Origin of the sequence: Nocardia salmonicida NBRC 13393 (assembly GCF_001613085.1) — a bacterium.
GTDB lineage: Bacteria > Actinomycetota > Actinomycetes > Mycobacteriales > Mycobacteriaceae > Nocardia > Nocardia salmonicida.
Genome location: NZ_BDBR01000010.1, coordinates 231,371 through 253,278 on the forward strand (window position 1 = coordinate 231,371; position 21,908 = coordinate 253,278).

The window sequence follows — 21,908 nt, forward strand, 5'->3', positions numbered from 1 at the left end:
CGAACATTCGCATTCGACATGACAACATTGCACGACGTGAGTGCACGTTCATTCGATCCGTCAGCCATGCCCACCGTCACGATGGTCGGTGGGGGCCAGCTCGCGCGCATGACGCACCAGGCCGCCATCGCCCTCGGCCAGCGTCTACGGGTGCTCGCCGAGCGGCCCGACGACCCGGCCGCGCAGGTGACTCCCGACGTCGTGTTCGGCAGCCACAACGACCTGTCGGCGCTGCGCAGAGCCGCCAACGGCTCGCACGCGCTGACCTTCGATCACGAGCATGTGCCGACCGAGCACCTCGACGTGCTGGTCGCAGAGGGCGTGAACGTGGCGCCGCCGCCGCAGGCGCTGATCTTCGCCCAGGACAAGCTGGCCATGCGGACGAAGCTGTCCTCGCTCGGTCTGCCGGTGCCCGCGTTCGTCGAGGTGAACGCGCCCGCGGAGGCGGTGGCGTTCGGCGACGAGCACGGCTGGCCGTTCGTGCTGAAGGCCGTGCGCGGCGGTTACGACGGACGCGGCGTCTGGATGCCCGCCGATGCCGCCGAGGCCACCCGGCTGGTCACCGACCAGCTCGCACACGGTGTGCAGTTGCTGGCCGAGTCGAAGGTCGACTTGAAGCGTGAGCTGTCAGCGATGGTCGCGCGTTCGCCGTTCGGGCAGGCCGCGACGTGGCCGGTCGTGGAGACCGTGCAGCGCAACGGTCAGTGCGCCGTGGTGATCGCCCCCGCCCAGGATCTGGACGAGGACCTGGCCGCACGTGCCGAGACCATGGCGCTGGAGCTGGCCGCCGGTCTCGGTGTGGTGGGCGTCATGGCTGTCGAGCTGTTCGAAACCCACGACGGCGAACTCCTGGTGAACGAACTCGCGATGCGCCCGCACAACTCCGGTCACTGGGGCATGGACGGTGCCCGCACCGGCCAGTTCGAGCAGCACCTGCGCGCGGTTTTGGACTACCCGCTCGGCGACACCAGCCCCCTCGCGCCGGTGACGGTGATGGCGAACATCCTCGGTGCGGCGCAAGCGCCCGAGATGTCGATGGACGAACGCCTGCACCACCTGTTCGCCCGCCTGCCGGAGGCCAAGGTTCACCTCTACGGCAAGGGCGAGCGCCCCGACCGCAAAATCGGCCACATCAACATCCTCGGCGACGACGTCACCGAGGTGCGCGACAAGGCCGAGCGGGCCGCGCACTGGATGTCGCACGCCGTCTGGACCGATGGTTGGGACCCGCACGGGGCGTGAAACCGTTTCCACCACAACGCTTTCGACCACTTAAGGAACCCACGTGAGCACCAACGGACCCCAGGTCGGCCTGATCATGGGCAGCGATTCCGACTGGCCCACCATGGAAGCCGCCGCTGAGGCACTCGCCGAATTCGGCATCCGCTTCGAGGTCGGCGTCGTCTCCGCCCACCGCACTCCCCAGCGCATGCTCGACTACGCCCGCGAAGCGGCCGGTCGCGGCCTGCAGGTGATCATCGCGGGCGCGGGCGGCGCCGCCCACCTCCCTGGCATGGTCGCCTCGGCCACCCCCCTCCCGGTCATCGGCGTCCCCGTCCCCCTGAAATACCTCGACGGCATGGACTCACTGCTCTCGATCGTCCAGATGCCCGCAGGTGTCCCGGTAGCCACCGTCTCCATCGGCGGCGCCCGCAACGCGGGCCTACTCGCCGTCCGCATCCTCGCTGCCGCCGACCCGGCCCTGCGCACCCGCATGGAACAGTTCCAGGCCGGCCTCGAGCAAATGGTCCTCGACAAGGACGAGGCCCTGCGCAACAAACTCCTCGGCTGATCGCGTCCGCCGGCCGACCATCGTCCTTGCAGGGGTGCGGGAATTCGACGAGGGTGTCGATGACCGTAGCGACACGACCGTATCGATCCTGCGCGCACTCGGTGTCGCCGACGCCGACTCGGTGGCGCCGCTGGCCGTCGCGACGTTGGTCGGCCTCCAACTGCGCCGTCTCGCGAGCGGTAGGTCGCCTGACCAGGTAGTTGGCGGGATGGCACAACTGGTCGCCGCATTCACCGCACAGTCGCCGCCGCGTTCGCCTGCCTGAATCCCGCCACATGGCAGTGACTACGGTTGACCCCCGTGGCACACGATGACGCGGCGCAGTTTCGGCTTACGGTGGTTGATCAGGCGTTGCGGTTGTTCGCCGAGCGGGGGTACGAGGCGACGACGGTGGATGAGATCGCGGTGGCGGCGGGAATCTCGCGGCGGACGTTCTTTCGGCAGTTCCGGTCCAAAGAGGATGTGATCTTCGCCGATCACGAGTTCCAGCTGGCCTCGGCGCAGGAGTTCCTCGAAGGGGCGGGGGGTGATCCGTGGGAAGCGATCTGCGAGGCCGTGATCGGGGTGTTCGAGCGGTTCACGCAGTGGCGTGACATCGCGGCGCGGCGGTATCAGGTGGTGCGGCGGGTGCCCGCGTTGCGTGAGCGCGAGATCGTCACGGTGTTCCGGTATGAGCGGCTGTTCACCGAGTTCCTGCGCGGCCGATTGCCGGAGGTGCCCGACCTCGCCCGGGTGCAGTACACCGCCGCTGTCACCGCCACGCACAACTACTTGCTGCGTCGGATGGTTCGTGGCGAATCGGGGGCCGCGGTGGCGGATCTGCGCACCGAACTGGCCATGATCCCGCGCGGCAGAAGCGTGCAGACCGAGCCGGACGAGCTGGTGCTCGCGGTGTTCCCCCGCGACATGCCGCCACGCAAGGTGGCCGATCTACTCACCGCCCGCCTCGGTAACCTGTAAGCGCCGCTCGCGCTGGGGCGCGGAAGCGGTGACACTGAGTGCCACCCATATATCCGCATGTAGCGATAGAGTGCCGGGCGTATAATCCTCGGTAGATTGGCACTGCGTGCCGACGCGCCACGCGCTGTGAGCATCGTCGCAGCGATCACGACCACGACCAGGAGTGTGCCCCCGATGGCTGGAAACCCCGATTTCGACCTGTTCAAGCTCGAGGACTTCCACGACGAGCTGCGCGGTGCCATCCGCGGCCTCGCGGAGAAGGAGATCGCTCCTTACGCCAAGGACGTCGACGGCAACGCCCGTTTCCCCGAGGAGGCGCTCACCGCGCTCAACGCCGCGGGCTTCAACGCCGTGCACGTGCCGGAGGCCTACGGCGGCCAGGGCGCCGACTCGGTCGCCACTTGTATCGTGATCGAGGAAGTCGCCCGCGTCTGTGGCTCCTCCTCGCTGATCCCCGCTGTGAACAAGCTCGGCACCATGGGCCTGATCCTCAACGGCTCCGAAGAGCTCAAGGCCAAGGTCCTCGCCGACATCGTCAACGGCGAGATGGCCTCCTACGCGCTGTCCGAGCGTGAGGCCGGCTCCGACGCCGCCGCCATGCGCACCCGCGCCAAGGCCGACGGCGACGACTGGATCCTCAACGGCTCCAAGTGCTGGATCACCAACGGCGGCAAGTCCTCCTGGTACACCGTGATGGCCGTGACCGACGCCGACAAGGGCGCCAACGGCATCTCCTCGTTCCTGGTCCACAAGGACGACGAGGGCTTCGTGGTCGGCCCGCTCGAGCACAAGCTGGGCATCAAGGGTTCGCCCACCGCCGAGCTGTACTTCGAGAACTGCCGCATCCCCGGCGACCGCATCGTCGGCGAGCCCGGCACCGGTTTCAAGACCGCGCTGCAGACCCTCGACCACACCCGCCCGACCATCGGCGCGCAGGCCGTCGGCCTGGCCCAGGGCGCGCTCGACGCCGCGATCGCCTACACCAAGGATCGCAAGCAGTTCGGCAAGACCATCGCCAGCTTCCAGAACACGGAGTTCATGCTGGCCGACATGGCCATGAAGATCGAAGCCGCGCGCCTGATGGTCTACACCTCGGCCGCCCGCGCCGAGCGTGGCGAGAAGAACCTCGGCTTCATCTCCGCCGCCGCCAAGTGCTTCGCCTCGGACGTGGCCATGGAGGTCACCACCAACGCCGTCCAGCTCTTCGGCGGCGCCGGCTACACCACCGACTTCCCGGTCGAGCGCATGATGCGCGACGCGAAGATCACGCAGATCTACGAGGGCACCAACCAGATCCAGCGTCTGGTGATGGCTCGCAACCTGCTCAAGGGCTAGTTCCCGCACCGACCGGGTGTTCCACATCGCCTACCTCCCCTCGGGGTGGGTAGGCCGGAACACCCGGTCGATTGCTGTGCGGAGACAAGCGGATTCGTACCGATAGCAGACGGATACGTATGTTGGAACGATGACTGTCGATGCGCAGAGCGCGCGCCCGAAGGCGGCCGTGGTCGCAACGGATCAGGATCTCGTTCTAGCCACGATCACCAAGGTGTTCGACAGTCTCGAAGCCGCACTCACGGCTAAGGATGCCGACGCCTTCGACAGCGTCTTCACCGACGACGTGGTTTTCATCAATCCGGCGGGCGCTGTCTTCGTAGGCTGGGATGAGCTGCACGCCTACCACCTCACCGCGTTGCGGAACATCCCGGATGCCGAAGCGAACTACAAGATTCTCGCCGCGCGTTTGCTTGCCGGAGGGCATGCGATCGTCAATGTCGAACAGACACTGCGGACGTCGAATTTCTCCGTAACCAACCGCGGAACATGGGTTTTCACGGAACAGGACGACAGCTGGTGGGTCAGTTCGGTTCACAATACGAATGTGGCCGGCAGCACCGAAAACGAGACGCGATGACCGCGTCGGATTACGGGACGAGTTCGGCGTATTCGGGGTGTTCGGCGACGTACTTCTCGACGTACCAGCAGGTGGGGATGATCTGGTAGCCGTGTTCGCGGGAGTCGTCGAGGCCGTATTTCACGACCTCGGCCGCTACTCCCCGGCCCCGGAATTCGGGGAAGGTCATGGTGTGGTGGAAGTCGCGGACCTTGGGGTCCTCGCGTTCGGCGTAGTCGGCGTATCCCGCGAGGACATCGTCGTGGTAGATCTCGTAGCGGGTGTCGTCGACGTTGTGCTCGAGCCTGGTGGTCATGCCTGGAGATGCTAACCCGGTCAGAGGACCGCGCCGGGGTTGAGGATGCCTTCGGGGTCGAGGGCGTCCTTGATGCGGCGGGTCAGGGCCATGACGTCGGGGCCGACCTGGTCGGGAAGCCAGGCCTTTTTCAAGCGGCCGACGCCGTGTTCGCCGGTGATGGTGCCGCCGAGGGCGATGGCCAGGTCCATGATCTCGCCGAAGGCGCGGTGGGCGCGGGCGGTGTTGTCGGGGTCGGTGGGGTCGTGCACGATCAGCGGGTGGGTGTTGCCGTCGCCCGCGTGCGCGATGACCGACACGAGCACGTCGTTGCGTTCACCGATCGCGGTGACCCCGGCGATCAGATCGCCGAGGCGGGGGAGCGGCACGCCGACGTCTTCGAGCAGCAGCGGCCCGATCTTCTCCACCGCGGGAATCGCGAATCGGCGTGCGGCGGTGAACGCTTCACCTTCGGTGGCATCGGCGGTGTGGAAAACCTCTGTCGCCCCGGCCTTCTCGCACAGCCCCACCATCAATTGCGCTTCCTGCCCGGCGTATTCGCCCGGTGCGTCGGAGCGGGCGACTAGCAGGGCGGCGGCGGTGCGGTCCAACCCCATCCGCATCTCGTCCTCGACCGCGTTGATCGCCACGGTGTCCATGAATTCGAGCATGGCGGGCCGCAGTGTCGAGGTGATCGCCAGGATCGCCTCGGTCGCCGCGGTGAGCGAGCCGAAGCTCGCGACGACGGTCGACTGCGGCGGCTGCGCGGGCAGTAGCCGCAGCGTGAGTTCGGTGATCACGCCCAGCGTGCCCTCGCTCCCGACGAACAGTTTGGTCAGCGACAGCCCGGCCGAATCCTTGAGCCGTGGCCCGCCGAGCCGCACCACGGTCCCGTCGGCGAGCACCACCTCCATGCCGAGCACATAGTCGGTGGTCACGCCGTACTTCACGCAGCACAGCCCGCCCGCGTTGGTCGCCGCGTTGCCGCCGATCGAGCAGATCTCGAACGAGGACGGGTCCGGCGGGTACCACAGACCGACCTCGGCGACGGCCCGCTTCACCTCCGCATTGAGCAGCCCTGGCTGCACCACCGCGATCCGGGTCACCGTGTCGACGTCGATCTCGCGCATCAACTCGGTGCTGAGCACGATCCCGCCGTCCACCGCGGTCGCTCCGCCGGACAAACCCGTCCCGGCCCCGCGCGGCACGATCGGCACCTTGTTCGCGTGCGCCCACCGCAGCGTGGCGGCGACATCGGCGGTAGTGCGCGCCCGCACCACCGCCAGCGGCGTGCCCGCATCGGGATCGCGCGCCCAGTCCTGCCGGTAGCCCGCCAGCAGATCGGGGTCGATGACGACCGCCCCGTCCGACAGCGCCGAAATCAACGAATCGAGGTCACCGCTGGGCTCGTCCACGTGTTCACGCTAACCCGCACACCCCCTCCGCCGCGGGCAGTTCGTCCTGGTCGATCGCGCACCAGGGAGTCACGCGAACATCGCCCGGGTGATCGACCAGATGTGATGTGGGCCCGAACAAGGAAATCTCCGCATCGATGTGATCTGGCGCGCCCCGTTGGTGTATACGCCGTCCAATCCGTCACAATGCCCGTACCGGGTGTGTTCGATGGTGAATCGCCTCGCCGCCCAGCGTGTTTCGAGTTCTGCTCCACGGGTGCGCTCCGCGCGCATCGTTCATGCGACGCCGTTGCGCCGCACCGCTTTTCGTAGGGAGGACTGGCGATGATGAAACAACCGCAGGACCGCAGCGAGCTGGTGGGTGCTCTGCTGGCCGCGGAGTTCGCCGACGCGGGCCTCGACACCGAGGCGATGCGTTGTGTCCACACCGGCGTCCATCAGGAATGGCTGTCCGCGCTGGAATCGACCGGGATGTTCGACGTCCGCGCGATGGCCGAGATCGCCGCGCGCTGGAGCGCCGACCCCGCGCTGCTGCGTGACGCCCTGCTCGCCGAGGCCGACGAGCTCACCCGTCGCCGCTGTCTCGCCGCATGGGCCTCGTTCGATACTCGCCCGTTCGCGGCGGTCAGCCGCTAGCCGCACGGCCCGCCCGTTTGCCGGTTGCTCACCCTGGCTTCATCTGCCGCTGGCAGGCTGGCCGCGTGGAGCATCAGGCGAGTGTCACCGAGTCGGTGGCCGACCGATTCACCCGTTGGTGCGAGGCGGTCGTGGCCCGGCTGCCGTGGGGCCTCGACCGGTATGTGCCCGCGACCTTCCTCGGCTTCGCGCTGATCAACAGCTTCACCTTCGGTGTCGACCTGCTGCTGCTCACACTGCTGCACAGCGGGCTGGGCCTGCCGATCTGGCTGTCGATCACCCTCGCCTACATCGTCGCGTTCGGGTTGAGCTTCCTGCTCAACCGCACCTTCAACTTCCATTCCCACGCGCCGATGGGCAAGCAGGCCGCGGTGTATGCGGTTGTCGTCCTGGTGAACTACCTGGCGTTCATCCTCGGCGTCGGCTCCGGTCTCACCGCGCTCGGCCTGGAATACCACCTGGCCAGGCTGCTCGCGGGCGGTTGTGAGGCCGTGTACATGTACTGCGCGATGCGCTGGATCGTCTTCCGCCGCACACCGGCGGTGGCCGCACCGACCGCTGCGTGAGGCTCAGCCTCTGAGTACCTCGGTCCGATCGCCGTCGACCAGGACCACGTCGTCGTCGGTGAGTGCCCAATGCGGGATCTGCTCGGCGACGCAGTGGGCCAGCATCGCGGCGGAGTCGCCGTCCGGGTCGGTGGGAGAGTCCAGGTGGACCACCAGCCGACGATCCACCACACCCAGTCCGTCCCACAGTGGTTCGATACCGGTGGCGGGCCGGACCTCGGCGGGGTCGTCCATGGTTTCCAGTCCGTGCAGATCGGGTCCGAGCAGGCACGCGCCCGCGCTGTAGCCCGCGTAGACCAGCGCGTCTTCGCGCAACAGGGTGGCAAACACCGAATCCGCACCGCTGCGGGCGAATTGCGCGCGCAGGACGAAGGTATTGCCACCGCGAACCCAGACCATCGGGAACCCACGCAGATGCCGTTCCAGCCGCTCGGGTTGTCCCACGTACTCGCGCAGATCCAGCACTTCCGGCGAATAACCCTGCTGTTCCAGCGGTTTCACATCGCTCGTCACCGCCGATGACCAGGCGTCCGGCCACGCGTCACACGCGTTCGGAATCACCGCCACCCGCCCCGGCGCACCGACGAGCCCGACGAGCCGATCGGCGAAACCGCCGAACCTGTACGACGCCAGGAAAAGTCGCATCAGATGGTGAACGCCAGATTCCGCACGAGTCGCTCACCGAGCGCCGTATCGCCCTCGACGACCACCTCGCCGGGGTGCCGGTCAGCCGTTGTACGCCCTCCGCGCAGCCGCGCGAAGAGCCCGGAGTCCAACCGGAGCAGGGTAGTCGGCTCGCCGGAGATCTCGTCGAGAACCGTGCCGCGCCCACCCTCTACCGACAGATGTACCTGCCTGGTCACCGGCCCGGTCAGATCGAGAGTGATCAGCGAACCATCCGGCGCTTTGGCGCCTTTCACCACCGCGCGGCCCAGGCCGATGGTCAGTTCGGCGAACGCGGTCTCGGCTCGCGCCCCACCCTCTGGCACGCTGCGACCGATCCCGTCGGCGAGGTCGAGTTCGTGCATCCAGCAATCGAACAACCGCACCCGCATGAAGCGCCCATAGGGCACCTGCCCGACCGGCGAGACGGTAGAGGCCTGCCAGGCCTCGTCGTCCATGGCGGCCAGCGCGGCCCGGCGACGCTCGGTGGTCTCGTCGAACAGCGCGAGCAGGCGCTTGCCCGACAGCGGGCGCAACCGGTCGACCCAGATCTCGTTGAGCACGGCCACTTCGTTGCGCACATGCGGCAGCGTTCGCACATCGTCCTTGGGGCGCAACGGATCATGCGGCGGCGGCGTCTCGCCGAGCAGCCAGGACTCGCTGCCGACCACATGCGCGACAACATCGAACAGGGTCCAGCCGGGCAGCGGAGACATGCGGCGCCAGGCCTTTTCGTCGAGGTCGGCGACCAGCAGCGCGATGGCTTCCCACTGTTCGGCGAGTAGATCGGTGAGTTGCTCGCGCTCCGGCGTCCGGTTCATCCCTGTGCTCCTTCTGCATCGCTCTGGTCGAGCGCGGTGAGGCCCGCGCGGATCGCCGCTGCGGTCGAATTCGGTTCGTGCGGACGACGCAGCAGGAAACCCTTGGCGAAGGTGAGTTTGTCACCGTGTTTGCGAGGGACCACATGCAGGTGGACGTGGCCGACGGTCTGGAACGCGGCGGTGCCGTCGTTGAGGATGAGATTGGCCCCGTCGCTCGCGAGCCCGCTCACGCGCAGGGCGCGGGCGAGACGGTGGCCGGTGCGAAAGATCTGTGCGCCGAGTTCGGGATCGAGATCGTCGAGCTCGGTCGCGTGGACCCTGGGAACGATCAGGGTATGGCCGCGGGTGATGGGACGGATGTCGAGGAACGCGCACACCGTGTCGTCGGAGTAGACCACGGTTGCCGGTGCGGCACCCGCCACGATCGAACAGAAGGCGCAGTCGTTCACGGCCTCGACCCTACGGTGTGATCTGGGTCGCGCAACAGCCTGAATGGTCCGTCGACATGACCCGCGTCACGTCCCGTGTGACGCGGCGGTGCTCGGGCACCTCGGCGAGTGATCGGCGCGGGCCTGTGATCTTATGTGTCCCACCTGCGGCGACGAATCCGGGTGCGCGCGCCGACTGGCGTCCACCGGGTCGGGAGGTCGTTGTCAGAGGTGATCAGGTCGGTGGTGTCCGTTTTGTGGTCGTCAGTCCAGTTCTCCGTTGTGACGGGCATCTCGGCTAGGCTCACCGCGAGCCGAGTACAGTGGCGAGGATTTCAGTCGAACTTACTCACAGGTAACTTCGGCGCCCCGTTGTTCCCAGGCTCGAAGCCAGCACGAAAAGGAAGTCTGACTAGTGGAGACAACGCAAAACGTGGGCGAGGGTTCGCCGCGCGGAGCGCGGGTCGGAGTCGTTCGCGAATCCGGCCCGGGTGAGCGGCGAGTCGCATTGGTGCCCAAGATCATCCCCACCCTGTCCAAGCAGGGTGTCGAGGTGATCGTGGAAGCCGGTGCCGGCCTCGGCGCGCTCATTCCCGACGCTGCCTATGTAGAGGCAGGTGCGACCATCGGTGATCCGTGGTCGGCCGAGGTCGTCGTCAAGGTGGCCCCGCCCAGCGATGGCGAGGTGGCCAAGCTGTCGTCCGGGCAGACCCTGATCGGTTTCCTGGCGCCGCGCAATGGCGAGAATCAGATCGGTGCGCTGAAGTCTGCCGGTGTGCAGGCCTTCGCTGTCGAGGCGATTCCGCGTATCTCGCGCGCGCAGGTGATGGACGCGCTGTCCTCGCAGGCGAACGTGGCCGGTTACAAGGCCGTGCTGCTCGCCGCGTCGGAGTCGACCCGGTTCTTCCCGATGCTCACCACCGCGGCGGGCACCGTGAAGCCGGCCACCGTGCTGGTGCTCGGTGTGGGTGTGGCCGGTCTGCAGGCGCTGGCCACGGCCAAGCGTCTGGGCGGGCGGACCACCGGTTACGACGTGCGTCCCGAGGTCGCCGATCAGGTGCGCTCGGTCGGTGCGCAGTGGCTGGATCTGGGCATCGACGCCGCCGGTGAAGGCGGGTACGCCCGCGAACTCACCGACGAGGAGAAGGCCCAGCAGCAGCAGGCCCTCGAAGACGCCATCAAGGGATTCGACGTCGTGATCACCACCGCGCTGGTGCCGGGTCGTCCCGCGCCGCGCCTGGTCACCGCCGCCGCGGTCGAGGGCATGAAGCCCGGCAGCGTGATCGTCGACCTGGCCGGTGAGACCGGTGGCAACTGTGAACTCACCGAGCCCGGTGAGGTCGTCGTCAAGCACGAGGTGACCATCGCCTCGCCGCTGAACCTGCCCGCCACGATGCCCGAGCACGCGTCCGAGCTGTACTCGAAGAACATTTCGGCGTTGCTGGAACTGATGCTGGTCGACGGCAAGCTCGCCCCCGACTTCGAGGATCAGGTCCTGGCGGATTCCTGTGTCACCCGCGAGCGCAGCGATAAGAACGAATCGAGCGTGGAAGCCTGATGTACACCGAACTGCTCGCCAATATCGCGATTCTCGTTTTGTCCGGCTTCGTCGGCTTCGCGGTGATCTCCAAGGTCCCCAACACCCTGCACACCCCGCTGATGTCGGGCACCAACGCCATTCACGGCATCGTCGTGCTCGGCGCGCTGGTGACCCTGGGCAATGTGCAGGACCCCTCGCTGCTGGTGCAGGTGATCCTGTTCGTCGCGGTGGTGTTCGGAACTTTGAACGTCATCGGTGGTTTCGTGGTCACCGACCGCATGCTCGGCATGTTCAAGGGTAAGAAGAAGGCGGCCGAGTGATGCACGCAGTCGACAATATGACCTACCTGGTCAACGGCCTCTACATCGTGGCCTTCTCCATGTTCATCTACGGTCTGATGGGTCTGACCGGCCCGAAGACCGCGGTGCGCGGCAACCAGATCGCCGCTGTCGGTATGGGTATCGCGGTGGTCGCCACCTTGATCTCGGTGCGCCACGCCGCCCTGCTCAACTGGATTCTCATCGCCGCCGGCCTGATCGTCGGTGTGGCGCTGGGTGTTCCGCCCGCCATCCGCACCAAGATGACCGAGATGCCGCAGCTGGTCGCGGCGTTCAACGGCGTCGGTGGTGGCACCGTCGCGTTGATCGCGTGGGCCGAATTCGTCGACAGCGCGGGTTTTTCCGAGCTGCACGAAACCCCGACCATCCACATCATCATCGGTTCGCTGTTCGCCGCGGTGATCGGCTCGATCTCCTTCTGGGGTTCGATCATCGCCTTCGCGAAGCTGCAGGAGATCCTGTCCGGCAAGCCGATCAGCGTCGGCCGCTTGCAGCAGCCGCTGAACCTGATCCTGCTCGTCGGTGCGATCGTGTGCGCCGTCGTGATCGGCCTCGGTGCCGACAACGGTGGCGTCTCGCAGCTGTGGATGATCGGTCTGCTCGTGCTCGCCGGTGTGCTCGGCCTGATGGTCGTGCTGCCCATCGGTGGCGCGGATATGCCGGTCGTCATCTCGCTGCTCAACGCGCTCACCGGTCTGTCGGCCGCGGCGGCGGGTCTGGCGCTGAACAACACCGCGATGATCGTGGCGGGCATGATCGTCGGCGCTTCGGGCACCATCCTCACCAACCTGATGGCCAAGGCCATGAACCGCTCCATTCCCGCGATCGTGGCCGGTGGTTTCGGTGGCGGCGGCGCGGTGGCGGGTTCGGGTGACGGTGAGGCCAAGACCGCGAAGGCGACCTCCGCCGCCGACGCCGCGATCCAGATGGCCTACGCCAACCAGGTGATCGTGGTTCCTGGTTACGGTATGGCCGTGGCCCAGGCCCAGCACGCGGTCAAGGAGATGGCGCTGCTGCTCGAGGCCAAGGGTGTCGAGGTCAAGTACGCGATCCACCCGGTCGCCGGTCGTATGCCCGGTCATATGAATGTGCTGCTGGCCGAGGCCGAGGTGTCCTACGACGCGATGAAGGAAATGGACGACATCAACGGTGAGTTCAACCGTACCGATGTGGTTCTGGTCATCGGCGCCAACGACGTCACCAACCCGGCGGCCCGTGACGACAAGTCCAGTCCGATCTACGGTATGCCGGTGCTCAATGTGGACCAGGCCAAGAGCGTCATCGTGCTCAAGCGCTCGATGAACTCCGGCTTCGCCGGTATCGACAACCCGTTGTTCTACGCCGATCACACCTCGATGCTGTTCGGTGATGCGAAGAAGTCCGTCGGTGCTGTCACCGAGGAACTGAAAGCGCTGTAAGACAGCCGAATACATCCGCAAGAGGCTCCGCTGTTCTCGTCGAACAGCGGAGCCTCTTGTCGTTGTGCCGACCGGGACTCGCCATCAGACGGTCATGTCTGTCGGGAGTGGGAGTGGGTATGCCGCAGCAGAAGCGAGCCGACAACGAGAGGAGTTCGATCTCGTGGAGGAGATATTACGGCCGATCGTCGTGCTGCTCGGTACGGTGGCGATCACGGTTTCGGTGGGTCTGCTGGTAGAGCGTCTGCTGCGCTACGCGGCGCGCCGCAGTCCCGGCGTCCATCTGCCGTCGCTGCGGCGACTGCAACTGCCGCTTCAGGTGCTGCTCGGCACGGGCACGTTGCACGCGGTCTACCCGCTTGCCGAACTCGACCTGCGCCAGGACGGGGTGATCCGGAACTTCCTGGCGACGGCGGCCATCATCGCCGCGGTGTGGTTGGTCATCCGCGCCACCGATGTGGTCGCCGACAGCCTGCTGGGTCGCTATGCCCAACGCGCCGGCGAGATTTCGCGCGTGCGTCAGTTGCGCACCCAGTTCGGACTGGTGCGCCGCATCGTCACCTCGGTGCTGGTTGTCACCACCGCCGCGGTGGCCATCATGCTGCTGTTCCCGAGTCTGCGAACCCTCGGCACGTCGATGTTGGCCTCGGCGGGCGTGATCGGCATCATCGTCGGTGTCGCCGCCCAGTCGACGTTGAGCAATCTCATGGCCGGACTGCAGATCGCCTTCGGCGACTCGGTCAAGATCGGCGATACCGTTGTCGTGGAAGGGGAGTGGGGCACGGTCGAGGAGATCACCCTGACCTTCCTGACCGTGCGGATCTGGGACGACCGCAGGCTCACCATGCCGGTGTCCTACTTCAACAGCAAGCCCTACGAGAACTGGTCGCGGGGGGGCTCGCAGGTCACCGGTACGGTCCTGCTGCACCTCGACCACAGCACCCCCGTGCCCGCGCTGCGCGAGCACCTGCGCACCTACCTGCGCGACTGCCGGGAATGGGACGGCCGCAGCTGGAATCTCGTGGTCACCGACAGCACGCCGACCGACATCGTCGTCCGCGCGACGATGTCGGCCGCCGATGCCGACGATGCGTGGGACCTGCGCTGCGCGGTCCGCGAGGAGCTGCTGACCTGGATCGGGCGCCACCACGCCCACGCGTTTCCCAAGATCCCGATCACCCATTCCGGCGAGGAGGCCCGCGCCGGTGATGGCGTCGGCGACCAGCGAGTGTCGGCCACTTGGGCTTCGTCGGCGCGCTAGATCAACAGACCGCCGACGGTCGTCTCACTTGGTTCGCTCGCCCAAATCACCCGGTCCTGCCAGTTGGCGGGCGATGAACTCCAGGTTAGGTGACTCGGCGGGCAAAAGCCCTGCTGTTCGGCGGAACGGCAGGGCCCTCGGTCGGTACCGATCAGGCGGATCGGCGTTCGGTGGATTCCACCTTCGTGGTGCCGAGCTGACGGATCAGATCGTCGGTGCTGGTGACGGCACCGCAGCGGCGGGCGACGTAGTTCAGCGCCATGATGTGTTCGTCGCGGCTGAAGTCGGCGGTGGCATCGTGGACGAGGAAGGGGCGCACGTCGCCCATGAACGCTTCCGCGGCGCTGAGCATGCAGCCCATGTGGGTGTAGACGCCGGTGATGAGGAGTTGATCGCGACCGTAGTAGCCGAGTAGCTCACGCAGATCGGTGCGTTGGAAGGCGGAGTAGCGCCACTTGGTGACCTGGATGTCCTGTGGGTCGGGGGCGATGGCGTTGATCACCTCGGTATCGGCGCCCTCGGACATGCCGGTGCCCCAGAAGTCGGCGAGTATCCCGCGTCGCGACGGATGCTGGTCGCCGGGCTGCATCGTGTAGATGACCGGGATGTCGAACCGGTGGCAGTGATCGCGCAGGGTGGCGATGTTGGCGATGAGGGTGCGCGCGGGATCGCGGTAGAGGTCGTAGGCGTCGAGGAAGTACTGCTGCATGTCGTGGATCAGCAGCGCGCTACGGCCTGCGTCGGCGGTCCAGTCGACCTGATCGGCCGTGAATTCGTCCGCGGTCGGCATGGAATAGGGCGCGATCGGGGGAATGGGCATGGGGGAGTCTCCGTTGGACGTTGGGGTCGGCGGGGTCAGCCGACGGTGACGGGCAGGTCGGCGATACCGAGCGGCCCGAGGATGCGCTGGAATTTGCCGGTGGTCTCGGCCAATTCGGCGGTGGGGTCGGAGGCGGCGACGATCCCGCCGCCCGCGTGGGCGAGCAGGGTGGTGCCGTCGGCGGACAGTTCGGCGCAGCGGATGCTCACCATCCACTCCCCGTTGCCGTCGGCATCGCACCAGCCGACCGCGCCCGCGTAGAAGCCGCGTTCGCCCTCGAGTTCGGCGATCAGCCGGGCGGCCGCCGCGGTGGGTGTGCCGCAGATCGCGGGGGTCGGGTGCAGTGCCACGGCCAACTCCAGTGCCGATGGTCCGGCGAGCGGGACCGTCGCGGTGATCGGCGTGCCCAGATGCCACATCGCCGGCGTGGCCATGAGTTCCGGTGCGGGAGTGTGTACTTCGGCGCAGCGGTCGCGCAGCACGGCGGAGACCTGGTCGGTCACGAAGCGGTGTTCGGCATGGTCTTTGGTGGAGGCGAGCAGTGCGTCGGCGGCGGTGCGGTCGGCGCTGCTGTCGTCGAGGATTCGCCGGGCCGAGCCCGCCAGAGGGTGGCTCAGAACCTGACTTCCGTTGCGGCGTACCAGGATCTCAGGGCTGGAGCCGACCAGATGACGGCCGGGATAGCGCCCGACGGCGGCGGAGAGGTCGACCAGGAACCCGTTGGACATCGGATCCGAGGCGACCATCGAATTCAGGATGTCCAGTGCTCGAACGGGTTTCGGCGCACAAGCACGAACGGCGCGGGCCAGCACCACCTTCCGCAACGGATTCGCGGGATCGCCGAGCAGTTCGACAGCGGTGGCGACGCGCCGGCGGTGTTCCTCCGGCGCGGGCAGCGCGGCATCGAGTTCGAAGCGGGGGAGCGCCCGCGAACCGGGTCGGTGCGGCGCCTCGGTGATCGTCACCGAGTCCGGCGCCCACAGCGCGGTCGGCGCGCCGGGGGCGAACGGTAGCGCGCCGACGATGTGGCTGATCCGGCCGCTGCGCAGTGCGGTGATCGCGTCGTGTGCCGAGCGGAAGACCGTCCCGCCCGCGGTGGCGGACACGGTCCGCTGCGGACGGGACAGCAGGAAAGCGGGGTCTGAGCTGTCGGTACTGATGGTGATCATTCCTCTCGGTCACATGTCGAGCGTTGCGCCACCGTCGACCCGCAGGTCGTGCATCGTGATGTGGCGGGCGTCCTCGGACGCCAGGAAGTGGACTGAGCCCGCGATATCGGCGGGAGTGGCGATGCGGCGCAACGGAATTCCGAGGCGGTAGACACTCGGGTCGCCGTCGAGCAGCGCGTTCTCGGCCGCGTCGTCGACGGTGCCGCCGAACATCTCACGCAGCATCGGGGTATCGGTGGAACCGGGCGAGACCAGGTTCACCCGCACGCCGAGCGGCGCGACTTGCAGGGCCAGCGAGCGGGTGAACGCGGTGGCGGCGGCCTTGGCGGCGCCGTAGGCGGCCATTCCGACGCGTGGCGTGGCGGCCGCGTTCGAGGAGACGATCACGATCGCGCCGCGACCGGCGCGGACCATCTCGGCGGCCGCACGCTGGGTGACCAGCATCGTGCCGGTGGCGTTGACGGTCAGGCAGCGTGCCCACTCCCGTGGGTCGAGGTCGAGTGCCGAGCCGCCGACCATGAGCCCGGCCGCGTGCACGACGACATCGGGTGTTCCGAATTCCGTGGTGAGACGGTCGAATGCGGCCTGTACTCCGGCGCCGTCGCTGACATCCAGTTCGACGCCATGAGCGGATCGTGCCGACAGCTGGGCTGCGACCTGGTGGACGGCGGGGTCGCGGTCCCACAGCGAGAGAACTCGCGCTTCGCCGGCGAAACGGGCGGCGATCGCGGCGCCGATTCCCCCGGCGGCGCCGGTGACGACAACGATTCGCCCTCTGGACTCACCACTATGCATGAGGTTAGCCTAACCTGATTTCATCGTCGGTTGGTTAGCTTCCCTTACAGCTTCCGGCGAGGAACTTCGAAGATCCGCTGGAAAGAGGTGCTCGACTTGACCGATCCCGTGCTCCCCGGATTCACTCCGTGGCCCGCTGAGCTGGCGCAACGATATCGAGAGCAGAACTGTTGGACCGGTGAGACATTCGGCGATGTACTCACCGCGCGCGCGGTCGCGGCGCCGGACCGGATCGCGGTCCTGGACGACGCGAACAGCTGGACCTACGCCGAGCTCGAGCGCCGTTCCCGCTCGCTCGCCACCGGTTTGGCCCGCCTCGGCATCGCGCCCGGTGACCGGGTGCTGGTGCAGCTTCCCAACCGCGCGGAATTCGTCGAGGTGATCTTCGCGCTGTTCAAGCTCGGCGCTCTGCCGGTGTTCTGTCTGCCCGCCCACCGCAAGGCCGAGCTGGTGCCGATCGCCCGTGCCGCCGCGGCGAAGGCCATGATCACCTGCGGTACCCACCAGCGTTTCGACTACGCGGCGCTGGCCGCCGAGGTACGCGGCGAGGTCGAGAGTCTGCGTCACCTGGTGCTGGTCGACTGTCTGTCGCTGCCCGACGACGCGCACGATATCGACGAATACCGGGACACCCCTGCCGAATTGGCGGGACCGTCGCCGAGCGACGTGGCGTTCCTGCAACTGTCCGGCGGCAGTACGGGTATCCCGAAGCTCATCGCCCGCACCCACGACGACTACCTCTACAGCGTGCGCCGCAGCGCCGAGATCTGCGAACTCGATCACGCCTGCGTCTACCTCGCGACGCTGCCCGTCGCGCACAATTTCCCGATGAGTTCGCCCGGTATCCTGGGCGCGCTGTGGGCAGGCGGTGCGGTCGCGATGACGCCGGATCCGACTCCGGCGACGGCATTTCCGCTGATCGAGCGGTTCGGCGTCACCATCACGGGTCTGGTGCCCCCGCTGGCTCGGCTGTGGACCGAGCGCGCGGAGGCGGGCGCGACCCCCGACCTGTCCAGTCTGCGAGTCCTCCAGGTCGGTGGGGCACGGTGCCAGGACGAGCTGGCCCGCCGGATCGGTCCCGCGCTCGGCGTGACCTTGCAGCAGGTGTTCGGGATGGCCGAGGGGCTGGTCTGCTACACCAGGCTCGACGACCCGATCGACGTGGTGGTGAGCACGCAGGGGCGGCCGATGTCGGAGCACGACCAGCTCGCCGTCGTCGACGACAACGGCGTCGAAGTGGCGCCGGGGTCGACCGGGAACCTGATCACGCAGGGCCCGTACACCATTCGCGGCTACTACGACAACCCCGACGCCGATGCCCGCAGCTTCACCGTCGACGGCTGGTACCGCACCGGCGACATCGTGTCCGTGCGCCCCGACGGCAATCTCGTGGTCGCGGGCCGCGCGGGCGACTGGGTGAACCGTGGCGGCGAGAAGGTATCGGCCGAAGAGCTCGAGGCGCACCTGCTCGAACATCCCGGGGTCCGCGACGCCGTCATCGTGGGAACACCGGATCCTGTTCTGGGTCAACGTATCTGCGCCTTCGTCCAGCCGATCGACCCCGCGCAGCGGCCCACGCTGATCTCGGTGCGCAAGTTCGTGCGCTCGCGCGGAGTGGCGGCGTGGAAGATGCCCGACACGGTGGTGGTCGTCGACGAATTCCCGGAAACCGGCGTCGGCAAGACCAGCCGCAAGGATCTGCGGCAGGCACTCGCCGACGGGGCGCACGGCAACTGACCGAGCCGGGGGCGGCGCGGATTTCGAGCCGCCCCCGGCCCGCGGCACGCGATCAGGCCAGCAGTTCGATCCACGACCCGAGCACGGGATCACCGGCGAGCGTGGGGAAGTCGATATCTGCATGTCCGGCCGACCGCCATTTCTCCACGAGCGACATGATGCGAACCGAGTCCAGGCCCGCGTCCAGCAGGTCGGTATCGGCGGCCAGTTCGGATCGGTCGACACCGAGTGCTGTGGCCACATCCGAGACGACTTGTTCGTCGGTCATCGCTCATTCCTCTCGATCGAAGTCGGCGACGCCGCGCTTCCAGTACCCGGCGATCAGTGAGTCCTTGGGACCGATGCCGAGTTCGCCGCGCACTACCTTGCGGATGCCACGCAGGCACCCCGCCTCGCCGGCAACCCAGGCGTAAACCCGTTGCCCGGCAGAGACTTCCACCCCGCGGACCGCCTTCTCCAGCGCGTCACCGGTGCCCGGCTCCAGGTCGCCGCGGTGCAGCCAGCGCACCTCGATGCCCGCCGGCGCGTCGATCTCGATCTCTTCCTCGGGCCCGGTCACCTCGATGAAGGCCCAGCCCCGCGCGGTCCTCGACAGCCGTTCCAGCCAGCGCGCGATGGCGGGCAGCGCGGTGATGTCACCGACGAAGAGGAACCGGTCGTAGGACTCCGGGACGACGACGCCACCGGGAGGGCCCGCGATGTGGATCTTGGTGCCCGGGGTCGCCGCGCTCGCCCACTCCGAGGCCAAGCCGCCGGGGTGGATCGCGAAATCGATATCGAGTTCGTTGTCGGCGATGCTGTGGCGGCGCACCGTGTACTCGCGCGACACCGGGCGCGGGTTGCCCCACTCGAGTGACTGACCGTCGCGCGCGGGCAGCCGCAGCACCCCGTCCTCACACGGAAATACCAGGCGCACATGCTCATCCGGCACATAGCTGTGGAAGGACGCGATATCGGGTCCGCCGAAGGTGATCCTGAGCAGCCCTGCCCCGACCGCCACCGTGCGGATCACCTCCACTTCCTGCAATCCGATCGGATACGGGACCTTGGCGCCGTGCTCACTGGCGAGCACGTCGGCGATGCGCGCGGCATAGCCACTGCGATCTGTCACTGCTGTTCCTTTCCGTGCAGCGGCCCGGCGGCAAGCGCCACCACGCCGGTGAGCACCAGGACCGCGACGCCGTAGAACACGAGCGCGGAACCCGGTGCGAAGAATTGGCCGACGAAACCGGCGGCCATCGAACCGATCGCGGTGCCGGTCACCGACTGCACCATGAGAAGTCCGGCCATCCGGCCGCGCAGCTCCTCGGGCGCCTGCTGTTGCAGCAGGGTGTAGCGCAGCACGATGTTCACCGCCCTGGCCAGGCCGAATCCGGCCAGCCCGAGAAACACCAGCGCCGCGTGCGACCACAGTCCGGCTGCGATCACGCCCAGTGGCATGAGGGCCAGCGAGATCAGCAGGGCGAGCCCGTTGTAGCGGGTGCGACTCATCCAGCCGCTGGTGAGCGAGCCGAGAACCGCACCGGCGCCCGGCGCGGCGTAGAGCAGGCCGAGGGTGCCGGGGCCCGCGCCGAGTTCGACCTCGGCGAAGGCGGGCAACAGCACCAGCGGGCCGCTGACGAGCATGGCGAGCAGGCCGGTGAGCAGGATGATGCGAATAGTCCTGTGCTGCATCGCGAATCGAATGCCGATCGCCAGTTCGCGCACCGGGTTCTGCAGGTCGCGGGCCGGCGGAGGCGCAGGCCCGATCGCCGTGATCAGTCCGACTGTGGCGACGGTGGCGCCCGCGCACAGGAAGAACGCGACCGACACCCCCGTCTGCGCGACGAGCACGCCGGCGATCGCGGGCGTGATCATGGTGCCGAGGTCGGTGGTGAGCGCGGTCAAAGCGCCTGCCGCCGCGATCTTCTCGCGACCGACCAACATCGGGACCAGAGCCATCAACGCGGAGCCGCTCACGCCGCCCGCGAGTCCGTCGATGACGGCGGCCAGATAGATCACCGACAGCATCGGATCGGGCAGCACCGCGTTGATGCCGAGGATCAGGAAGCCGAAACCCGCGGCGCTGCGCGACCATTGGATCACGTTGCGCCGGTCGTAACGGTCGGCGATCACACCGCCCGCGAGGCTGCCGACGAACAACGCGGCCGCGGTGGTTGTCGCGATGCCGGCGACCTGCAGGGTCGAGCCGGTCAGTTGATAGACCTGCAACGGCAGGGCCACCATGAGCAGCCCGAGCCCCAGCACCGACACCAGCCGCGCCGCGAACGCGCACCGGAACGGACGCGAGGTCCGCAGCGGGCTGATGTCGATGAGCAGGCCGCCGACCGCTGTCACTTGAAGCGTTCCACGAGCAGATCGAGCGTGGTCATGACCGTGCGGTAGTCAGGACGTGAGCTGGTCGCGGGCAGCTCGAAGACGGTGTTCGCCTTGAACGAGGGCAGCGACGCGTACATCGGGTCGGCCCGCAGCTCGGCCAGGCTCCGGCCGCCGTTGAGCGGGATCATGAACAGCACGGGCGCGTCGACCGCGGTGTTCAGCAACTCCGGACTGAAGCTGATGAAGTCGGCGCTCCCTTCACGAGCGGGGTTGCCCGCCTTGCTCTCGAGCTGACGGTCCAGCGTGAAGCCGACCTCCGAGAGCAGCGTGGGCAGTGCGGCGGTGGGCACGAACGCGGTCGGCTTCTGGCTCTTGAGCGACTGCATGACGACGGCGTTGCCCGCGGGCGCCTTGATGGAGCTCTTGGCCTCGGCCAGCTTGTCCTTGTAGTTGGCGATCAGCTGGTCGACCTCGGACGGCTTGCCGACCACGTCGGCGATCACCCGTAGTTGGTCCTGCCAGTAGGTGGTCTCGGTCGGCACCAGCACGGTCGGGGCGATCGCGCTGAGCTGGTCGTAGGCGTTCACCGACTGCTGCGCCGGGTAGCCCTGGCCGCCGCCGATGATCAGGTCCGGGCGCTGGGCGGCGATGAACTCCAGGTTGATGTTCTCACCGGTGGGCAGGGCCTTGGTGCCCTGTTTCGCCGCGTCCTCGGCCCAGCCCGTCGGGAACTCACCCGGCTTGCTCGCGACGCCGAGCAGACGCGGGTCGGCGGCGACGACCGGCGCCTCGAGGTCGTAGAGGTAGCCCGCCAGGGTGCCGTTGAGCACGACGATGCGTTGCGGATCCGCGGGGACGGAGACCGGGCCCTTCGGTGTCTGGACCTCGCGGGGGCCGCTGGGTGCGGCGGTGTCGTCCGAAGAGGTGCCGCAGCCGGTGAGCGCTGCGATCAGCGCGAGAACCAGCAGGGCGAGGGTGGCGCGGAGCCTGCCCGATGATCGTGTGGTGAACATGGAAGGAGTTGTCCTCATCTTTCTTTTC

Annotated in this window: 24 protein-coding genes and 1 pseudogene; 13 read left to right on the plus strand and 12 right to left on the minus strand. The window is 67.6% G+C overall.

Annotated elements, in window-relative coordinates; all coding sequences use genetic code 11:
* Window positions 1–18 precede the first annotated feature (18 nt).
* The 6 genes and pseudogenes from NS1_RS12620 (at window position 19) to NS1_RS12645 (ending at window position 4,667) form a co-directional block, all read left to right on the plus strand.
* Window positions 19–1,242 carry a 5-(carboxyamino)imidazole ribonucleotide synthase gene (locus NS1_RS12620; RefSeq protein WP_062984525.1) on the plus strand — a complete coding sequence of 408 codons (1,224 nt, stop codon included), beginning with the start codon at window positions 19–21 and terminating at the stop codon, window positions 1,240–1,242.
* 43 nt (window positions 1,243–1,285) lie between these two features.
* Window positions 1,286–1,792, plus strand: coding sequence for a 5-(carboxyamino)imidazole ribonucleotide mutase (purE, locus tag NS1_RS12625; RefSeq protein ID WP_255284508.1), 507 nt, complete (start codon window positions 1,286–1,288; stop codon window positions 1,790–1,792).
* 70 nt (window positions 1,793–1,862) lie between these two features.
* A pseudogene (locus tag NS1_RS41610) lies at window positions 1,863–2,057 on the plus strand (hypothetical protein); the annotation flags it as partial.
* 35 nt (window positions 2,058–2,092) lie between these two features.
* Window positions 2,093–2,752 carry a TetR family transcriptional regulator gene (locus tag NS1_RS12635; RefSeq protein ID WP_062984368.1) on the plus strand — a complete coding sequence of 220 codons (660 nt, stop codon included), beginning with the start codon at window positions 2,093–2,095 and terminating at the stop codon, window positions 2,750–2,752.
* A gap of 174 nt (window positions 2,753–2,926) precedes the next feature.
* Window positions 2,927–4,087 (plus strand): acyl-CoA dehydrogenase, encoded by a 1,161-nt coding sequence (locus NS1_RS12640; protein WP_056819164.1) that lies wholly within the window; start codon window positions 2,927–2,929, stop codon window positions 4,085–4,087.
* 130 nt (window positions 4,088–4,217) lie between these two features.
* The gene (locus tag NS1_RS12645; protein WP_062984370.1) at window positions 4,218–4,667 is read left to right on the plus strand and encodes a YybH family protein; all 450 of its coding nucleotides are present in this window, start codon (window positions 4,218–4,220) and stop codon (window positions 4,665–4,667) included.
* Window positions 4,668–4,677: 10 nt separating this feature from the next.
* On the opposite strand, the gene NS1_RS12650 is transcribed toward NS1_RS12645, so the two are convergent.
* Window positions 4,678–4,962, minus strand: coding sequence for a GNAT family N-acetyltransferase (locus NS1_RS12650; protein WP_062984372.1), 285 nt, complete (start codon window positions 4,960–4,962; stop codon window positions 4,678–4,680).
* A 20-nt stretch (window positions 4,963–4,982) separates the two neighbouring features.
* Window positions 4,983–6,356, minus strand: a complete 1,374-nt coding sequence (locus NS1_RS12655) for an FAD-binding oxidoreductase (protein ID WP_062984373.1) — start codon at window positions 6,354–6,356, stop codon at window positions 4,983–4,985.
* 324 nt (window positions 6,357–6,680) lie between these two features.
* Between NS1_RS12655 and NS1_RS12660 the strand changes: the two genes are divergently transcribed.
* Both NS1_RS12660 and NS1_RS12665 read left to right on the plus strand, forming a co-directional pair.
* Window positions 6,681–6,992: a hypothetical protein gene (locus tag NS1_RS12660; RefSeq protein ID WP_063816124.1), complete on the plus strand. Its 312-nt coding sequence runs from the start codon at window positions 6,681–6,683 to the stop codon at window positions 6,990–6,992.
* 65 nt (window positions 6,993–7,057) lie between these two features.
* Window positions 7,058–7,558, plus strand: coding sequence for a GtrA family protein (locus NS1_RS12665; protein ID WP_062984374.1), 501 nt, complete (start codon window positions 7,058–7,060; stop codon window positions 7,556–7,558).
* 3 nt (window positions 7,559–7,561) lie between these two features.
* Here the strand turns inward: NS1_RS12665 and NS1_RS12670 are convergent, their stop codons facing one another.
* Genes NS1_RS12670 through NS1_RS12680 form a run of 3 tightly spaced genes read right to left on the minus strand, consistent with a single transcriptional unit; the run spans window position 7,562 to window position 9,491 of the window.
* Window positions 7,562–8,203, minus strand: a complete 642-nt coding sequence (locus NS1_RS12670) for a Type 1 glutamine amidotransferase-like domain-containing protein (RefSeq protein WP_062984375.1) — start codon at window positions 8,201–8,203, stop codon at window positions 7,562–7,564.
* Window positions 8,203–9,042, minus strand: a complete 840-nt coding sequence (locus tag NS1_RS12675) for a maleylpyruvate isomerase N-terminal domain-containing protein (RefSeq protein ID WP_062984376.1) — start codon at window positions 9,040–9,042, stop codon at window positions 8,203–8,205. Before NS1_RS12675 ends, NS1_RS12670 begins: the two co-directional genes overlap by 1 nt.
* A complete protein-coding gene (locus NS1_RS12680) occupies window positions 9,039–9,491 on the minus strand; it encodes an HIT family protein (protein ID WP_062984377.1) in 453 nt (150 codons plus the stop codon). The genes NS1_RS12675 and NS1_RS12680 overlap by 4 nt, the downstream gene beginning before the upstream one ends.
* 394 nt (window positions 9,492–9,885) lie before the next feature.
* Here NS1_RS12680 and NS1_RS12685 point away from each other — a divergent pair, with 394 nt between their 5' ends.
* The 4 genes from NS1_RS12685 (at window position 9,886) to NS1_RS12700 (ending at window position 14,027) form a co-directional block, all read left to right on the plus strand.
* Complete coding sequence (locus tag NS1_RS12685) at window positions 9,886–11,028, plus strand: Re/Si-specific NAD(P)(+) transhydrogenase subunit alpha (protein ID WP_062984378.1); 1,143 nt, start codon at window positions 9,886–9,888, stop codon at window positions 11,026–11,028.
* Window positions 11,028–11,330 carry an NAD(P) transhydrogenase subunit alpha part 2 gene (locus NS1_RS12690; RefSeq protein ID WP_062984380.1) on the plus strand — a complete coding sequence of 101 codons (303 nt, stop codon included), beginning with the start codon at window positions 11,028–11,030 and terminating at the stop codon, window positions 11,328–11,330. The genes NS1_RS12685 and NS1_RS12690 overlap by 1 nt, the downstream gene beginning before the upstream one ends.
* Window positions 11,331–11,347: 17 nt before the next feature.
* Window positions 11,348–12,766, plus strand: coding sequence for an NAD(P)(+) transhydrogenase (Re/Si-specific) subunit beta (locus NS1_RS12695; protein ID WP_062984528.1), 1,419 nt, complete (start codon window positions 11,348–11,350; stop codon window positions 12,764–12,766).
* Between the two features lie 163 nt (window positions 12,767–12,929).
* Entirely contained in the window at window positions 12,930–14,027 is a 1,098-nt protein-coding gene (locus tag NS1_RS12700) for a mechanosensitive ion channel family protein (RefSeq protein ID WP_062984382.1), read from the plus strand.
* 151 nt (window positions 14,028–14,178) lie between these two features.
* Here the strand turns inward: NS1_RS12700 and NS1_RS12705 are convergent, their stop codons facing one another.
* The 3 genes from NS1_RS12705 to NS1_RS12715 are packed head-to-tail and all read right to left on the minus strand — an operon-like array spanning window position 14,179 to window position 16,811.
* On the minus strand, window positions 14,179–14,847 hold the full coding sequence (locus tag NS1_RS12705) for an isochorismatase family protein (RefSeq protein WP_062984384.1): 669 nt from the start codon (window positions 14,845–14,847) through the stop codon (window positions 14,179–14,181).
* 35 nt (window positions 14,848–14,882) lie between these two features.
* Entirely contained in the window at window positions 14,883–16,016 is a 1,134-nt protein-coding gene (locus NS1_RS12710) for an isochorismate synthase (RefSeq protein WP_062984386.1), read from the minus strand.
* Window positions 16,017–16,025: 9 nt separating this feature from the next.
* Window positions 16,026–16,811, minus strand: a complete 786-nt coding sequence (locus tag NS1_RS12715; protein WP_062984388.1) for an SDR family oxidoreductase — start codon at window positions 16,809–16,811, stop codon at window positions 16,026–16,028.
* An 87-nt stretch (window positions 16,812–16,898) separates the two neighbouring features.
* Here NS1_RS12715 and NS1_RS12720 point away from each other — a divergent pair, with 87 nt between their 5' ends.
* Complete coding sequence (locus tag NS1_RS12720) at window positions 16,899–18,548, plus strand: (2,3-dihydroxybenzoyl)adenylate synthase (protein WP_084503675.1); 1,650 nt, start codon at window positions 16,899–16,901, stop codon at window positions 18,546–18,548.
* A 52-nt stretch (window positions 18,549–18,600) separates the two neighbouring features.
* Here NS1_RS12720 and NS1_RS12725 read toward each other — a convergent pair whose 3' ends face one another.
* The 4 genes from NS1_RS12725 to NS1_RS12740 are packed head-to-tail and all read right to left on the minus strand — an operon-like array spanning window position 18,601 to window position 21,880.
* Entirely contained in the window at window positions 18,601–18,816 is a 216-nt protein-coding gene (locus NS1_RS12725; RefSeq protein ID WP_062984390.1) for a phosphopantetheine-binding protein, read from the minus strand.
* A gap of 3 nt (window positions 18,817–18,819) precedes the next feature.
* On the minus strand, window positions 18,820–19,659 hold the full coding sequence (locus NS1_RS12730) for a siderophore-interacting protein (protein ID WP_062984392.1): 840 nt from the start codon (window positions 19,657–19,659) through the stop codon (window positions 18,820–18,822).
* Window positions 19,656–20,885 (minus strand): enterobactin transporter EntS, encoded by a 1,230-nt coding sequence (gene entS, locus NS1_RS12735; protein WP_062984394.1) that lies wholly within the window; start codon window positions 20,883–20,885, stop codon window positions 19,656–19,658. Before entS ends, NS1_RS12730 begins: the two co-directional genes overlap by 4 nt.
* On the minus strand, window positions 20,882–21,880 hold the full coding sequence (locus tag NS1_RS12740; protein ID WP_084503676.1) for an ABC transporter substrate-binding protein: 999 nt from the start codon (window positions 21,878–21,880) through the stop codon (window positions 20,882–20,884). The genes entS and NS1_RS12740 overlap by 4 nt, the downstream gene beginning before the upstream one ends.
* Window positions 21,881–21,908: the final 28 nt, after the last annotated feature.

Coding starts and splice junctions, on each gene's coding strand:
- NS1_RS12620 (WP_062984525.1), top strand. CDS start 19: ATGACAACATTGCACGACGTGAGTGCACGTTCATTCGATCCGTCAGCC.
- NS1_RS12640 (WP_056819164.1), top strand. CDS start 2,927: ATGGCTGGAAACCCCGATTTCGACCTGTTCAAGCTCGAGGACTTCCAC.
- NS1_RS12645 (WP_062984370.1), top strand. CDS start 4,218: ATGACTGTCGATGCGCAGAGCGCGCGCCCGAAGGCGGCCGTGGTCGCA.
- NS1_RS12650 (WP_062984372.1), bottom strand. CDS start 4,962: ATGACCACCAGGCTCGAGCACAACGTCGACGACACCCGCTACGAGATC.
- NS1_RS12660 (WP_063816124.1), top strand. CDS start 6,681: ATGATGAAACAACCGCAGGACCGCAGCGAGCTGGTGGGTGCTCTGCTG.
- NS1_RS12670 (WP_062984375.1), bottom strand. CDS start 8,203: ATGCGACTTTTCCTGGCGTCGTACAGGTTCGGCGGTTTCGCCGATCGG.
- NS1_RS12675 (WP_062984376.1), bottom strand. CDS start 9,042: ATGAACCGGACGCCGGAGCGCGAGCAACTCACCGATCTACTCGCCGAA.
- NS1_RS12690 (WP_062984380.1), top strand. CDS start 11,028: ATGTACACCGAACTGCTCGCCAATATCGCGATTCTCGTTTTGTCCGGC.
- NS1_RS12695 (WP_062984528.1), top strand. CDS start 11,348: ATGACCTACCTGGTCAACGGCCTCTACATCGTGGCCTTCTCCATGTTC.
- NS1_RS12705 (WP_062984384.1), bottom strand. CDS start 14,847: ATGCCCATTCCCCCGATCGCGCCCTATTCCATGCCGACCGCGGACGAA.
- NS1_RS12710 (WP_062984386.1), bottom strand. CDS start 16,016: ATGATCACCATCAGTACCGACAGCTCAGACCCCGCTTTCCTGCTGTCC.
- NS1_RS12715 (WP_062984388.1), bottom strand. CDS start 16,811: ATGCATAGTGGTGAGTCCAGAGGGCGAATCGTTGTCGTCACCGGCGCC.
- NS1_RS12725 (WP_062984390.1), bottom strand. CDS start 18,816: ATGACCGACGAACAAGTCGTCTCGGATGTGGCCACAGCACTCGGTGTC.
- NS1_RS12740 (WP_084503676.1), bottom strand. CDS start 21,880: ATGTTCACCACACGATCATCGGGCAGGCTCCGCGCCACCCTCGCCCTG.